Source organism: Aeromonas sp. s4, from assembly GCF_040907855.1.
Classification (GTDB): Bacteria; Pseudomonadota; Gammaproteobacteria; order Enterobacterales; family Aeromonadaceae; genus Aeromonas; species Aeromonas caviae.
In genome coordinates, this window is the sequence record NZ_JBFOCP010000046.1 from 22432 (window position 1) to 37710 (window position 15279).

The window sequence follows — 15279 nt, forward strand, 5'->3', positions numbered from 1 at the left end:
CGGTTCGGGTGGTCAAGCGTATCATGGCCGCCGGCATTTTTAAGAAAAACACCGTTATAAAAACACGCCGCAGTCTGCCGGCTCCAGGTGCATTTGCCACCTGCCGAAGGCCCGGCTCATATGGAAGCCCTTGCTCGCGCAAGCGATAACAAGGACCAGTGAGGATGATATGAGCATCATTAGAAAACAGGACTTTATCGATTCCATTGCTGACGCCCTGCAGTACATCTCCTTCTACCACCCCCTCGATTTCGTGCAGGCCGCCAAGGCCGCCTATGACCGCGAGATCAACCCGGCCGCCAAGGATGCCCTGGCCCAGATCTTGATCAACTCCCGCATGTCTGCCGAAGGTCATCGCCCGCTCTGTCAGGACACCGGTATCGTCACCTGCTTCGTCAAGATCGGCATGCAGGTACAGTGGGACAGCGACATGACGGTCCAGGAGATGGTGGATGAGGGCACCCGCCGCGCCTATACCAATCCGGACAACCCGCTGCGCGCCTCCGTGCTGGCGGATCCGGCCGGCAGCCGCAAGAACACCAAAGACAATGCCCCCGCTGTCGTGCACATCGACATGATCCCGGGCAACAAGGTGGAAGTGAGTATCGCGGCCAAGGGGGGCGGCTCCGAAAACAAATCGAAAATGGTGATGCTCAACCCCTCCGACGACATCGTGGAGTGGGTGCTCAAGACGGTGCCGACCATGGGGGCTGGCTGGTGCCCGCCCGGCATGCTCGGCATCGGCATCGGCGGCACCGCCGAGAAGGCGGCGGTGCTCGCCAAGGAAGCTCTGATGGAGCACATCGACATCCAGGAGCTGATTGCCCGTGGTCCCGAGACCACCGAAGAGAAGCTGAGGGTCGAGCTCTATGACAAGGTCAACAAGCTCGGGATCGGTGCCCAGGGGCTGGGCGGCCTGACCACGGTGCTGGATGTGAAGGTGAAATCCGCACCGACCCACGCCGCCTCCAAGCCCGTGGTGATGATCCCCAACTGCGCCGCCACCCGTCACGTGCATTTCGAACTCGATGGCTCCGGCCCGGCGGAGCTGACACCCCCCAGGCTGGAAGACTGGCCGGAGATCACCCGTGAGTCCGGTGGCAATGTGCGCCGGGTCAACGTGGATGGTATCACCAAGGCAGAGCTTGCCAGCTGGAAGAGCGGCGATACCGTGCTGCTCTCCGGCAAGATCCTGACCGGCCGCGACGCCGCCCACAAGCGCATCGCCGACATGCTGAAAAAAGGTGAAGGACTGCCGGAAGGGGTCGATTTCACCAACCGCTTCATCTATTACGTGGGCCCGGTCGATGCGGTACGTGACGAGGTGGTCGGCCCGGCTGGTCCCACCACGTCCACCCGGATGGACAAATTCACCGACATGATGCTGGGAGAAACCGGCCTTATCGGCATGATCGGCAAGTCCGAGCGCGGCCCCAAGACGGTCGAGAGCATCAAGCAGCACCAGGCTGTCTACCTGATGGCGGTGGGTGGCGCCGCTTACCTGGTGGCGAAAGCCATCAAGAAAGCGCGCGTGGTGGCCTTTGCCGATCTGGGGATGGAGGCCATCTATGAGTTCGAGGTGGAAGACATGCCGGTCACCGTGGCGGTCGACTCCCAGGGCAACAACATCCACGAGACCGGCCCGGCCTACTGGTCCGCCAAGATTGCCGAGCTGGAGACCAAGCTGGCTTGATCAATCGGGCTTCGGTGCAAACGCAGAGCGATTAGCCCCGTACAGCAGCATGTTGAAAGGCGACCCTCGGGTCGCCTTTTTTGCGGGCCCCGTTTGACGGTCTTGGCCTGAGCAAATTTACTGCTGCTGTGCTGCTGTGCTGCTGTGCTGCTGTGCTGCTGTGCTGCTTTGTCTTTGTCGCCATGACATCCCGGGTCGGAAGCCTGGATAACCCGGTGGGCAATGCCGGCGCATTGGCTGTCACGCCGAAGGGGCGATCAGTGGTTCAGGTAGACATCCTGGCCGCCGTAGCTCAGTGCCCCACCCAGAGGGGTTGAGGGCTCGAAGAAGCGGGTCAGGACACCGGCACGCTGGCCCAGGGTGCTCAATGTGCTCCGGTCCAGGGCGACCTGTTCGGGCAGCCAGGTCAGCACGGCGGCACAGTGACCATTGATCAGGCTCTGCTCCAGCAGGCGCTGCCAATTCTTGATCTTGGGGGCGTGCACGACAAGCACCCTGGCAGGATTGATCCCTCTGGCCTGCAATTGCGCGGCGGCGGGCAGACCTGGCGGGGCGACGAGCAGGATCCAGCCACTGTCGGACTGACTCAGTTGCCCCAGGGCATCCAGCAGCGGTGCTTCCTGATGGAGAGGGCCGCGCCGCTGCTCTTGTCCCATCTTGCTCTGATGGCGAGTGGGCCAGGTGGTGATCAGACCGGCAGAGGAGGAGGGGGGGCAAAGATTCAGGGGCTGGCTCATATGTCGTTCCTGTATGAATAACCATGCTGTATGCGCATACAGTAGTTCTGTTCGCAAGGAGTGACAAGTCATTTGTGGCTAAAAGTGTGAGCCGATTAACAGGAGATGATTTTAACTCCATGATTAAAAAGAATATTTATATCTTTCTTATGCAGGGTGTTTTTTAACCTGTAGACAAACTTCGGGTCGGCGCTCATGGTTATACAGTCCTGTATGGGGAGAGGAGGGAGTGAGATGGACGTCAGTACCTTACAACGACTGGATGCCAACATTCTGCTCGGGATCATCAACGAGAAGCTGCGGCTGGAGTGTGATGGCCTTGAAGAGCTGCTGGCTTACTACGACATGACAGAAGATCAGCTGGCTACCCGTCTGCAACAGATCGGGTATCACTACGACCCCATGAGCAATCAGTTCAAGGCGCATAGTTAATTGAAATCAAAGGGTGCTCCGATTGGGGCATCCTTTTTATTACCTGACGAGGAGGTGTGAATTGAAAACGCTTTCAATTTCTCCCGTGTTGACGGTTATTTTCACGTATTTTCAGTCACAGGCAATCATTGAAAACCTATTCATGAAACTATCTTTTTTGTTTTCTTGTATCACTATGATTTAAAACGAAATTTATATTTCATTCAGGCGGACTAAAGGAAAGGGTTTTCATGGTGAAACTGTCATTTTTATGCGTTAAAGTGTGACTCACGTTAACTTTTAAACCCTTGGCTTTAGCTAGTATGCCCCCGCCGGAGCATATTCTGAGATAACAACAGCGCCGGTCCCCCCGATGGGATGACATTTTTTATTTGTAACGAAGGAAAATGGTTTATGGCTACCAAGAAGAAGACAGACCAGGATCTCCAACTGGATAAAGATCAGCTCAAGGCGAGTATCGTGCGTCACCTGCGTTCTACCTTGGGTACAAGCGAACAGAAAGCCTCTCCGGATGCCTGGTGGAAAGCGACCGCTGCCGCCGTCAATGAACAGGTGTACGAGCGCCTGACCCGTACTCAGCAGACTCACTTCAAGAAAGATACTCGTGCGATTCACTATCTCTCTGCTGAATTTTTGATGGGGCGTTTGACCTCCAACAACCTGCACAACCTCTCCCTCTACAAAGTCTGTGAAGAGGCGCTGGGTGAACTCGGTCTGGAACTGACCGATCTTTGCGAACAAGAGCCTGACATGGCCCTTGGCAACGGCGGCCTGGGTCGTCTGGCTGCCTGCTTCATCGATTCCCTGGCGACCCTGAACTACCCGGCGGTGGGCTATGGCATTCACTACGAGCACGGCCTGTTCCGTCAGGAAATTCAGGATGGCCGTCAGATCGAGCGTCCGGACTCCTGGCGCGAATATGGCAACCCCTGGGAGATCTGCCGCCCGGAATCGGTGCAGGAGATCCCGCTTTACGGCTACGTGGAGACCGTCTTTGGTGACAAGGGTGGCCTGAAGAAGGTGTGGCACGCCGGTCGCAAGATCAAAGGGGTACCCTGGGACATTCCGGTGGTCGGCTTCGGTGGTCACACCGTCAACATCCTGCGTCTGTGGGAATCCCGCGCCTCCGAGTTCTTCGACTGGGACGTGTTCAACGCCGGTGGTTATATCGACTCCCAGGCCGAAAAGGCCCAGGCCGAGACCATCTCCAAGGTGCTCTACCCGAACGATGAGACCGACGCCGGCAAGGAGCTGCGCCTTATCCAGCAGTACTTCTTCTGCGCCTGCTCCATCAAGGACATCATGCGTCGCTACAAGCGGGTGCATGGCAGTGACTTCAGCAACTTTGCCGCGCAAATCGCCATCCAGCTCAACGATACCCACCCCACCGTGGCCATCCCCGAGCTGATGCGCGTGCTGGTGGACGAAGAGGGGCTGAACTGGGATACCGCCTGGGGCATCTGCTATCAGGTCTTCTCCTACACCAACCACACCCTGCTGCCGGAAGCGCTGGAGAAGTGGTCCGTCAGCCTGTTCGAGAAGGTACTGCCGCGCCATCTCGAGATCATTTACGAAATCAACGCCCGTTTCCTGAACGAGCTGGTGGAGCCCAAGTGGCCGGGCAACGATGCCATCAAGGCCAAGCTTTCCATCATCGAAGAGGGTGACGTGCGCAAGGTGCGCATGGGCAACCTGTGCGTCATCGGCTCCTCCAAGGTGAACGGTGTGGCCGAGATCCACTCCAAGCTGGTGAAGGAAGATCTCTTCCCCGAGTATGCCGAGCTGTGGCCCGAGAAGATGTGCAACGTCACCAACGGCGTGACTCCCCGTCGCTGGCTGCTGGCCTGCAACCCGGAACTGGCCGAACTCTACAACGAGGTGGTGGGCAAGGAGTGGCCGCTGCAACTGGACAAGCTGCGCAGCGTGGTGAAGTTTGCCGACGACAAGGCGTTCCAGCAGCAGTTCATGACCATCAAGCGCCACAACAAGGAGAAGCTGGTCAAGGTCATCAAGGCGGAAACCGGCATCGACGTGAGCGCGGAGGCGATCTTCGACGTCCAGATCAAGCGTCTGCACGAGTACAAGCGCCAGCAGCTGAACCTCATCCACATCATGGCGCTCTACCGTCGCCTGCTGGCGAACCCGGACTATGACATGCATCCGCGGGTGTTCATCTTCGGCTCCAAGGCGGCGCCCGGCTACAAGCTGGCCAAGGACATCATCTACGCCATCAACAAGCTGGCGGAGCGGGTCAACAACGACGCCCGTATCCAGGGCAAGCTGAAAGTGGTGTTCATGCCGAACTACCGCGTGAGCCTTGCCGAGAAGCTGATCCCGGCGGCGGATGTCTCCGAGCAGATCTCCACCGCAGGTTACGAAGCATCCGGTACCGGCAACATGAAGATGGCGCTGAACGGTGCCATCACCATCGGGACGCTGGATGGAGCCAACATCGAGATCGCCGAAGAGGCGGGTGCCGAAAACTGCGCCATCTTCGGTCTGAATGTGGACGAGGTGAAGTCCCTGAAGGCGCGCGGCTACAACCCGTATGACTTCTACTACGCCAACTCCGAACTGAAAGCCGTGCTGGACTGGTTTGATACCGACTACTTCACGCCGGGTCGCCCGGGGGAACTCTCCTCTATCAAGCGTTCCCTGCTGGAAGGGGGAGACCCTTACCTGACCCTGGCGGATTTCGAGTCCTACTCCGAGGCGCACAAGCTGATCGACGCCTGGTACCGGGATCCGGCCCTGTGGGCGAAGAAGGCCATCATCAACTCGGCCACCATGGGCAAGTTCAACTCCGACCGCTCCATCCAGGATTACGTAGACCGGATCTGGAAACTGACGAGCTGCAGCGTCGGCTGATGTCTGCTCCTGTGAAAAACCCCGCGATGCGGGGTTTTTTTTCATCTGTCGGGTTGAGAGAGGCTCAGGGCCTGTCGACCACCCGGGTGTCCGCCGGCACCCGTTTCTTGCCGGTGATCATCGCCCTGACGAGATCGCCCCGTACCAGACGATCCAGGGCGATGACGGCCAGTACATGGACGAAGATGGCCACCTGCAGCCCCTTGGCAAAGAACTCGTGGATCTCTTCCATGCGATGGGTGCCGGAGAGAGGCCCGTATTCGGTCATGATCCCGCTGGCGGCGGTGCCGACAAGGCAGGTCAACAGCAGCAGTATCATCAAGGACCCCAAAGGATTGTGACCGGCGTAGTAGGGGTGGCGCCCCTTGATCGTCTCCTTGAGATAGGTGATGACGCCGGCCGGTGTCGGCAGCCACTGGGCGAAGCGGGCATGATAGGAGCCGATGAATCCCCATACGATGCGCAGTGCCAGCAGTCCGGCCAGCGCATATCCCGCATAGCGGTGGTTGCGCGCCCCCTCTTCAAGGATGAAGAGATTCAGCACGCACAACAGCACAGTGGCCCAGTGAAATCCCCTGACCACCGGATCCCATACCTTGATTTCACGGTTGTTCTGCATCGTCTTTCCCATGAGGTGATCCCCTTGTCGTGATGTCCATGATCATCGCCATCGTCAGCCATGGCTGCGTGATGGCCGTTGTCAGCATCATGGAGGCGATTTCTTAAGTGCGAGTTAACGTCGTCGTGATGTCGCGGGTAGGGGAGAACGGTTGTTTCGGGGCGAGAAAAAGCCCCGGCGATGCGGGGCTTGGAGGGGCATTAGGGGGGCGAACCTCAGTGGAGGATATCCCCCATGAAATAGGCAAGCATGGTCAGGATAACGGTGAACACCAGGTTCAGTACCAGACCGGCCCGCATCATCTCCCGCTGCTGGATATGGCCGCTGGCGAAGACGATGGCGTTGGGGGGCGTGGCCACCGGCAGCATGAAGGCACAGGAGGCGCCGACGGCGATCAGCACCGAGACCACGATGGGGGAGACCCCCAGTGCCTCGGCCACCCCGGCGAACAGCGGCACCAGCAGCGCGGCAGTGGCAGTGTTGGAGACCAGCTCGGTGAGGAACACCACGAAGGCGGCCAGGCAGAGCAGGATCACGAAGATGGGCATGGAGGAGAGGCCGCTGGAGAGGTGCTCCGCCAGGAAGGCGTTGGCCCCGGTCTGCTTGAGGATGGCGCTCAAGGTGAGACCACCCCCGAACAGCAGCAGCACGCCCCAGTCGGTGTTCTGGTTGATGTCATCCCAGCTGGCGACCCGGCTGACGGCGATGGCCAGGATGGCGCCCATGGCGATCAGGGTATCGAACTGGGGAATGCCGCCCAGCGCCTTGGCAAGAGGCTGGGATCCAATCCACAGCAGCACAGTGGTCAGGAAGATGGCCAGGGTCACCTTGCGCTGGCCTGTCCACTCGATGGTGACCTGCTCGGTGTTGACCTGGTGGGAGAGATTGGGACGGGTCACCCAGTAGAGCAGGCCGATGCCCACCGGCATGAAGATGATCACCACGGGGATGCCGAACTCCAGCCAGTCGGTGAAGCCCAAGCCCATCTGGGCGGCGGCGATGGCATTGGGGGGGCTGCCCACCAGGGTGCCGATGCCACCGATGCTGGCGCTATAGGCGACGCCAAGCAGCACGAAGACCAGAGTGCGGCGCTCCTTGTGAACGTCCAGCCCCTTCAGCATGCCGAGGGCCAGCGGCATCATCATGGCCGCGGTGGCGGTGTTGCTGATCCACATGGAGAGGGCGGCCGTGATGGTGAAGAGCACGATGGAAGCCCAGCCCAGGTGTCCCTTGGCGAGCTGCATCACCTTGCCGGCGATCTGGGTGTCGAGTCCCTGCTTGGAGAGGGCTGCCGCGAGGGCAAAGCCGCCAAAGAAGAGGAACAGGACGGGGTTGGCAAAGTCGGTCAGCGACTTGCTCATGTCGAACACCCCGAGCAGGGTGGCGAGCACCGGGATGGAGATGGCGGTGATGGTGATGTTCACCGCCTCGGTCAGCCAGAGGATGGCGATGAAGATCAGGATGGCCAGCCCCTTGTTGACCATGGGGTCAAACGGGAGCCATGCCAGCATGGCGCAGAGCAGGAGCAGATCCAGGATGACGATCCCGGACTTGATGTCCAGCCAGCGTGAGGGGGGAGTCGGAGGTACAGCCGATGTGTGCATAACGTTCTCTCGGTTAATTTATGGTTGTTGTTGTGATGCCGAGGTTACATATATCCCCCTGTTTGAAACAGGGGGATATGGTCAAATCATGTGGCGACTCACAGAGTCAAGTGAAAATGGATCTTCAATCAAACAGAAATGAAACATTTTATTTTCATTTGACGGGGGAGGTGAAGGAGAGCAGCCACTCCTTGAACAGGCTCTTGGGCAGGGCGCCGCTGCGCTGTGCCAGGGTCTCCCCCCGCTGGAAGACCATCAGGGTAGGAATGCTGCGAATGCCATAGCGACCTGCGATGGCGGCCTCCTGCTCGGTATCGAGTTTCACGAAGCGAAGGCGGGGCTCAAGCTCCCGGGCGACCTCCTGAAAGACGGGGGCAAACTGCAGGCAGGGGCCACACCAGCTTGCCCAAAAGTCCACCACCACCGGGATGTCGGACTGGATCAGGGCATCGAAGCTGGCCTGACGCCCCGCCACCGGGGTTTGTTCGAAGAGGGCGTGACGGCAGCGGCCACACTTCGCGTTTGAGTCTGCTTTTTCGACAGGCAGGCGGTTGCGGGTAAAGCATTGGCTACAATAGGTGGTGACAAGTGACATAATTGCTTCCTTATTTCATGGCCCGGCAACATCTTTATTGCAATCAGAGCGCCGACTAACGGTAACATAGCACTCAGTGGTTTTTCACAGTTGGCCTCCGGCCGTGACCTGATGTCACCGGATGGCCGACCATGACATGAGAATCGAGACGGGATGAAGAGTGTTGCACGGGGCAATCGTGTTGTCTTTGGCCTTATCATCGTATCGCTGGTGGGCTTTTCTGCCTATTGCTGGCAGTTGCTCAGCCAGCAGCAGCGTGCCTTCGATTTGAGCGTGGCGGCTGAGATGGTGCTCAATCGGGTCAATACCGATACCGTCTATCTGCTGGGGCGCGAGAAGGCCAGCGATGGCAGCGTACAGCAACGTCTGAGCCTGCTTTCCAGTCACCTGGACAGGTTCGTCAGGCTGGTGCACGAGGATCCGGAGTCGGTGGACGACCCCGGCTCCCAGGCGTTGCAGCGGGACATCGACGGTTATCTGCTGGATCTCGCCAGGCTCTACACTATGGAGATGACCATCGAGTATCTGGCTCCCCGCTTCCAGGGCCAGCTCAAGGCGTTGCAAGGCACCCTGCCGGTCGGTGAGGCGCAGTACCGCGACCTGACCGAACTCATGCGCCTGCACCACTACCTCCGACGTAGCTGGGATCAGAACGAGCAGCGGCAACTGTTGCAACTCCAGCAGCACCTGCTTGACCGCTATGGCGAGCAGCCGAGGGTCGCGGCCCTCGTCCGGCTGGGCCAGGAGTTCAATCAGCAGGTGATGGAGTACCATCGCCTGCGCAATCAGGTGGTGGAGATGAAGGGGCTGAGCTCACTGCCCGCCTGGAAGCAGAGCAAGCTGGAGCGGGCCTCCTCCCTCAAGAGCCGCTTCTACCTGATGGTGCTGGGGGGGGCGCTGCTCTGCTTCTCGCTGGTGGCCGCGACCCTGTGGCGTCGCAACCAGAAGCTGAGCGAGCTCTCACGCCATGCCGCGCTGCTGGCCCAGGCCAAGAGCGACTTCCTGGCCAACATGAGCCACGAGATCCGCACCCCCATGAATGCCATCATCGGCTTCAGCGCCCTGGCACTGCAAACCAGCCTGGATCCCCAGCAGCGGGACTATCTCAACAAGATCAAATCCTCGTCGGACACCTTGCTGCTGCTCATCAACGACATCCTGGATCTCACCAAGGTGGAGTCCGGCAAGCTGACCCTGGAGGAGATCGACTTCGATCTCAGCGAGCAGCTCGACTCCCTCGCCGCCATGTTCGCGGATCTGGCGGAGCGCAAGCACATCGAGGTCATCATCAACAAGTCTCCCGCCGTGCCCGACTTTCTGCGCGGGGATCCGCTGCGCCTCGGTCAGGTGCTGGTCAACCTGGTGAACAATGCCATCAAGTTCACCGAGCGGGGCGAGGTGGAGGTGGCCATTACGCTCACCAGCCAGCATCCCATGCGGGTCTGTTTCAGCGTGCGGGATACCGGCATCGGCATCGCCCCGGAGAAGCAGGCCCAGCTGTTCCAGCCCTTTACCCAGCTGGAGGCGGGCAATACCCGCAAATATGGCGGCTCCGGGCTTGGCCTCAACATCTCCCAGCGCCTGGTGGGGCTGATGAGCGGGGAGATCACCGTGCAGAGCAAGCCCGGGGTGGGCTCCACCTTCCTGTTCGAGATCCCCATCTCCCAGGCGGTGTACGGGGTCTCGGGGCGCCGGGTCTTCTTCGATCACCAGCCCCTGATCCTGATGATGGATGACAACGAGCTGGTGCTGGAACTGGCCAAGGACATCCTGGGGCGGGCGGGGGCGTCCGTCATCACGGTCAACAGCCTCTCCCGCGCCCGTCAGGTGCTGCGGGAAGAGGGGCATCACATCCGCCTCGCCATCCTCGACTGGCGCATGGGTCAGGAGGATGGCCTGGACTTGGCCCTCGAGATGTACCAGCACAGCCAGTGGCGGCGCCTGCCTGTCCTGATGACCAGCGCCTGGTCCAGGGAGGGGCTGCATGGGCGGATGGAGAGCATGGGACTGACCCATTTCCTGGCCAAGCCCATGACCGAAAACGCCTTGCTGGCCAAGGTGGACGAACTGCTCAACGGCAGCTCCCATGACAGCAAGGTCCGCCAGGCGGAGGCCCAGGGGGATCAGCAGCAGTTCCGGGAGCTGCTGCGCGGTACCCGGGTGCTGCTGGCCGAGGACAACCGGGTCAACCAGCAGCTCATTCTGGAGTACCTGCGCCGGGTGGAGGCCAAGGTCACCGTGGTGGACAACGGCCGCGAGGCGGTGGAGCAGGTGGCGGAGCAGCCGTTCGACGTCATCCTGATGGATCTGCAGATGCCGGTGCTGGACGGGCTGGATGCCACCCGCCAGATCCGCAAGATGGTAGACAAGCACGATGTGCCCATCATCGCCCTCACCGCCAGCGCCATGCCGGGGGACAGGGAGCGCTGCCTTGGCGTCGGCATGAACGGCTATGTCACCAAGCCGGTGAGCAAGCTCGATCTCTACAACAACCTGCTGCAATGGGTGAAGAGCAGCGGCGGGGAGCCCAAGGTGCCCATCGAGGTCAAGCCGCCGGCCCTCATGGGCGTGCTGGATCTGGAGGATGCCCTGCGCCGGCTGGAGCATGACAGGGAGGCGCTGCAGATCCTCTTCAAGCTGTTCCTCTCCGAGCACAAGGACGATCTGTGGGACATCCGCACCGCCCTGCGTCGCCAGCAGCCCGAAGTGGCGTGCCGCTTGCTGCATACCCTGAAGGGGGTCTCGGCCAACATCTCCGCTTCCCGCCTGCAACTGCTGGCCGGGGAACTGGAGTGGCGGCTGCGGCTGCAGGAGGAGCTGAGCGAAGGGGAGCTCAACCAGTTGCAGCAGGTCTTTACCCAGACCCGGGAGGAGGTCTCCCACTTCCTGCTCACCGGGGAGCAGCAGGAGTCGGTCGCCTTCCCGTTTTCGCCCCCCGACAAGCGGCTCTGAGGGAGGGCAAGATAGCAATCGTTCTCAAGTCACCCGCTTCAGGCTATGATGACCCACTCGTTCGCCCCCGCCAGGGGGCGATTGTATTGAGCTTCTCTTCACGATCACGCGGCAGCGCGCCGCGACCAAGGACTTCTCTGTGAGCGTATTTTTGCGGCTTGGCTGGTTTTTCAAGGATCAGTGGCGGCGTTATCTGGTGGCCATCTCCCTGCTGATGCTGGTGGCCCTGTTGACCGTGATCCCCCCCAAGGTGGTGGGCTGGGTGGTGGATGGCATCGCCAAGGGTGACCTGGACAGCGGCACCCTGACCGGCTATCTGGCGGGGCTTTTTGGCCTGGGACTGCTTATCTACCTGCTGCGCTATGTGTGGCGGGTCATGCTGTTCGGTGCCTCCTACCGGCTCGCCTACGTGCTGCGCAACCGGCTGTTCAGCCACTTCACCCGCATGAGCCCGGATTTCTACCAGCGCCACCGCACCGGTGATCTGATGGCCCACGCCACCAACGACATCCAGGCGGTGGAGATGACCGCAGGGGAAGGGGTGCTGACCCTGGTGGACTCCTTCATCGTCGGCATCCTGGTGCTCTCCATCATGTGCAGCCAGTACTCCTGGCAGCTGACCCTGCTCTCCCTGCTGCCCCTGCCGGTGATGGCTTTCTTCATGAACCGCTTCGGGACCCAGATCTACAAGGAGTTCAAGGCGGCGCAGGGGGCCTTCTCCCGCCTCAACAACAAGACCCAGGAGGCTCTCTCCGGGGTGCGGGTGCTCAAATCCTACGCGGTCGAATCCCTGGAGGACGAGGGCTTTGCCGAGCTGACCCGTCAGGCGGGGGAGCGCAACATGGCGGTGGCCCGCATCGACGCTAAGTTCGACCCCGTGATTTACCTGTGCATCGGCTGCTCCTATTTTCTGGCGGTCGCAGGGGGCAGCGCCCTGGTGCTGCAAGACAAGCTGACTCTGGGGGAGCTCACCAGCTTCACCATGTACCTCGGCCAGCTCATCTGGCCCATGTTCGCCATCGCCTGGCTGTTCAACATCATCGAGCGGGGCAGCGCCGCCTACTCGCGCATCGAAAGCCTGCTGGGGGAGCGCAGCGACATCGAGGAGCCGGCCCATCCCGTGGCGCTGGCCTCGGCCTTTCCCCTGCGGGTGCAGGGGCTGGGCTACCGGCTGGAGCAGCGCACCCTGTTGCAGGGGGTGGATGTCACCCTGCAGGCTGGCGCCATGCTGGGGATAGTGGGACGCACCGGGGCAGGCAAGAGCTCCCTGCTCAAGCTGCTGATGCGCCTGGCCAACCCCACGGCCGGGGAGATCCGCATGGGGGAGGTGCCCATCTCGCAACTGTCGCTGGGTGAGCTGCGCAGCCAGTTTGCCTATGTGCCCCAGGAGCCGTTTCTGTTCTCCACCACCATCGCGGCCAACATCGCCCTGGGCCGCCCCGAGGCGAGCCGGGAGGAGATTGAGCGGGTGGCGCGCATCGCCTGCGTTCACGACGACATCAGTCGCTTCCCCAAAGGGTATGAAACCGAGGTGGGAGAGAAGGGGGTGACCCTCTCCGGCGGTCAGAAGCAGCGTCTGGCCATCGCCCGCGCCCTGCTGCTGGATGCCCCTATCCTGGTGCTGGATGACGCCCTCTCGGCGGTGGATGCCCACACCGAGCAGCAGATCCTGCTGGCCCTCAAGGTCCACAAGCGCACCCTGGTGCTGGTGAGCCACCGCATGACGGCGGTGGAGCAGGCGGACGAGATCCTGGTGCTGGAGCAGGGAGCGATCAGCGAGCGGGGCCGTCACGAGACCCTGATGGCCAGGAACGGCTGGTACGCGGACATGGTCCGCTACCAGCGCCTGGAGCAGGACGTGGAGGAGAGCCTGTGAACAGGATGACAAGGCCCCAGGTACCCCTTACCCCTCTCCCGACTCCCGCGAGCGGAGAGGGGAGCAAAGAGAGTCAATTCCCGTGGAACGTTGCGCTGGAGGCAAGTCTGTGAATCCAACCATCAAACGGCTGCTCGCCTACTGCGTCAGCTACCCCCGCTGGCTGGTGCAGGCGGGCATCTGCCTGCTGCTCGCCACCGGCGCCGAGGTGGCGGGCCCCTTGCTCATCAAGCTCTTCATCGATGACTACCTGGCGCCGCGCCGGCTGGAGTGGGGCATCATCGCCGCCCTTGCCGCCGGTTATCTGGGGTTGCAGGTGTTGTCAGCGGCCGGCTTCTATCTGCAATCCCTGCGCTTCAACCGCATCGCCCAGGCGGTGGTGCAGCGTCTGCGCGAGCAGGTGTTCGCCACCGCCATCCGCCTGCCTGCCCACTATTTCGACAAGCACCGCTCGGGCTCCCTCATCTCCCGCATTACCAACGACACCGAGGCGATCATGAACCTCTATGTCCAGGTGATAGGGCTCCTGGTGCAAAAAGTGGTGCTCCTGTGCGGCATCCTGCTCTCCATGGCGCTGCTGGATCTGCGCCTGATGCTGGTGTGCGCCACCCTGCTGCCGGCGGTGGGAGCCGTGATGTGGCTCTATCAGAAACTGAGCGTGCCCGTGGTGCGGGCGACCCGATCCTTGCTCTCCGACATCAACAGCCGTCTCAACGAGTCGTTGCAGGGGATGCCGGTGATCCAGGCCATGGTGCAGGAGCGCCACTTCGCCAACGCCTTTGCGGGGGTGAACCAGCAGCACTGGCAGGCGCGGATCAAGAGCCTCAAGATCAACGGCATCCTGCTGCGCCCCCTCATCGATCTCTTCTACATGATGGTGCTCATCGGTCTGCTGGCCCTGTTCGCCCACGAGGGGCTGAGCACGGCGGGGGCCATCCAGGTGGGGGTGCTTTACGCCTTCATCAGCTATCTGGGGCGGATGATCGAGCCCCTCATCGAGATGACCAACCAGCTCAACCAGTTGCAGCAGGCCATGGTGGCGGGGGAGCGGGTGTTCGCCCTGCTCGATGAAACCCGCGAGAGCACCGACGGGGAGGTGCGCCCCCTGGAGGGACGGGTACGCTTCGATGGGGTGGGCTTCTCCTACGACGGGGAGCAGCAGGTGCTGCAAGATGTGAGCTTTGCCACCCGGCCGGGCCAGATGCTGGCGCTGGTGGGCCACACTGGCAGCGGCAAGTCCACCATCATCAGCCTGCTGATGGGTTTCTACCCCCTGGATCGGGGGAGCATCCACTTCGATGATCACCCCATGAACGGCCTGGCCCTCTCGGCGGTGCGCCGCAGCATCGGCCTGGTGCAGCAGGATCCTTTCATCTTCGTCGGCACCCTGGCCGAGAACCTGCGCCTTGGGCGTGACGGCATCGAGGATGGGCGGCTCTGGCAGGCCCTGGAGGAGGTGCAGCTGGCCGATTTCGTGCGCCGCCTGCCCGATGGCCTGGCCACCCTGATGGAGGAGGGGGGCAAGAACCTCTCCGCCGGCCAGCGCCAGCTGCTCTCCTTTGCCCGCGCCCTGGTGGGGGATCCGCGCATCCTCATCCTGGACGAGGCGACCGCGAGCGTGGACTCCCAGACCGAGCTCGCCCTCTCCCAGGCGCTCTCGGTGGCGCGCCGTGGCCGCACCACCATCGCCATCGCCCACCGTCTCTCCACCATTGTGGATGCCGATGAAATCCTGCTGCTCTCCCGCGGGTGGGTGAGCGAGCGCGGCACCCACGGCGAGCTGATGGCGCTGGGGGGGCATTATGCCCAGCTGTTCGAGATGCAGAGCCAGGGGGCCTGGCTTGAAGAGAAACGGGCCTGAGGCCCACCTAAAAAAACAGCCGGCATCTGCCGGCTGTTTTTT

At 61.4% G+C, this 15279-nt stretch carries 10 protein-coding genes; 6 read left to right on the forward strand and 4 right to left on the reverse strand.

Going from position 1 to position 15279, the window contains the following annotated elements:
- Window positions 1-169 precede the first annotated feature (169 nt).
- On the forward strand, window positions 170-1693 hold the full coding sequence (locus AB5Y89_RS15330; RefSeq protein WP_010674897.1) for a fumarate hydratase: 1524 nt from the start codon (window positions 170-172) through the stop codon (window positions 1691-1693).
- Window positions 1694-1950: 257 nt separating this feature from the next.
- Here AB5Y89_RS15330 and AB5Y89_RS15335 read toward each other — a convergent pair whose 3' ends face one another.
- The gene (locus AB5Y89_RS15335) at window positions 1951-2430 is read right to left on the reverse strand and encodes a cell division inhibitor (protein ID WP_201888295.1); all 480 of its coding nucleotides are present in this window, start codon (window positions 2428-2430) and stop codon (window positions 1951-1953) included.
- Between the two features lie 234 nt (window positions 2431-2664).
- Between AB5Y89_RS15335 and AB5Y89_RS15340 the strand changes: the two genes are divergently transcribed.
- Together AB5Y89_RS15340 and AB5Y89_RS15345 are read left to right on the forward strand one after the other, a co-directional pair.
- Window positions 2665-2862, forward strand: coding sequence for a DUF4250 domain-containing protein (locus AB5Y89_RS15340; protein ID WP_368224093.1), 198 nt, complete (start codon window positions 2665-2667; stop codon window positions 2860-2862).
- A gap of 393 nt (window positions 2863-3255) precedes the next feature.
- A complete protein-coding gene (locus AB5Y89_RS15345) occupies window positions 3256-5730 on the forward strand; it encodes a glycogen/starch/alpha-glucan phosphorylase (RefSeq protein ID WP_039040874.1) in 2475 nt (824 codons plus the stop codon).
- 64 nt (window positions 5731-5794) lie between these two features.
- Here the strand turns inward: AB5Y89_RS15345 and AB5Y89_RS15350 are convergent, their stop codons facing one another.
- The 3 genes from AB5Y89_RS15350 to trxC form a co-directional block, all read right to left on the reverse strand.
- Complete coding sequence (locus AB5Y89_RS15350; RefSeq protein ID WP_151027674.1) at window positions 5795-6361, reverse strand: cytochrome b/b6 domain-containing protein; 567 nt, start codon at window positions 6359-6361, stop codon at window positions 5795-5797.
- 203 nt (window positions 6362-6564) lie between these two features.
- Window positions 6565-7953 (reverse strand): DASS family sodium-coupled anion symporter, encoded by a 1389-nt coding sequence (locus AB5Y89_RS15355; RefSeq protein ID WP_319911952.1) that lies wholly within the window; start codon window positions 7951-7953, stop codon window positions 6565-6567.
- Window positions 7954-8107: 154 nt separating this feature from the next.
- Window positions 8108-8548, reverse strand: coding sequence for a thioredoxin TrxC (trxC, locus tag AB5Y89_RS15360; protein WP_368224095.1), 441 nt, complete (start codon window positions 8546-8548; stop codon window positions 8108-8110).
- Between the two features lie 153 nt (window positions 8549-8701).
- On the opposite strand from trxC, the gene AB5Y89_RS15365 reads away from it, so the two are divergent.
- The 3 genes from AB5Y89_RS15365 (at window position 8702) to AB5Y89_RS15375 (ending at window position 15237) form a co-directional block, all read left to right on the forward strand.
- Window positions 8702-11500 carry a response regulator gene (locus AB5Y89_RS15365; protein WP_368224097.1) on the forward strand — a complete coding sequence of 933 codons (2799 nt, stop codon included), beginning with the start codon at window positions 8702-8704 and terminating at the stop codon, window positions 11498-11500.
- Between the two features lie 139 nt (window positions 11501-11639).
- A complete protein-coding gene (locus AB5Y89_RS15370; RefSeq protein ID WP_041211502.1) occupies window positions 11640-13376 on the forward strand; it encodes an ABC transporter transmembrane domain-containing protein in 1737 nt (578 codons plus the stop codon).
- A gap of 109 nt (window positions 13377-13485) precedes the next feature.
- Entirely contained in the window at window positions 13486-15237 is a 1752-nt protein-coding gene (locus AB5Y89_RS15375; protein ID WP_368224098.1) for an ABC transporter transmembrane domain-containing protein, read from the forward strand.
- Window positions 15238-15279: the final 42 nt, after the last annotated feature.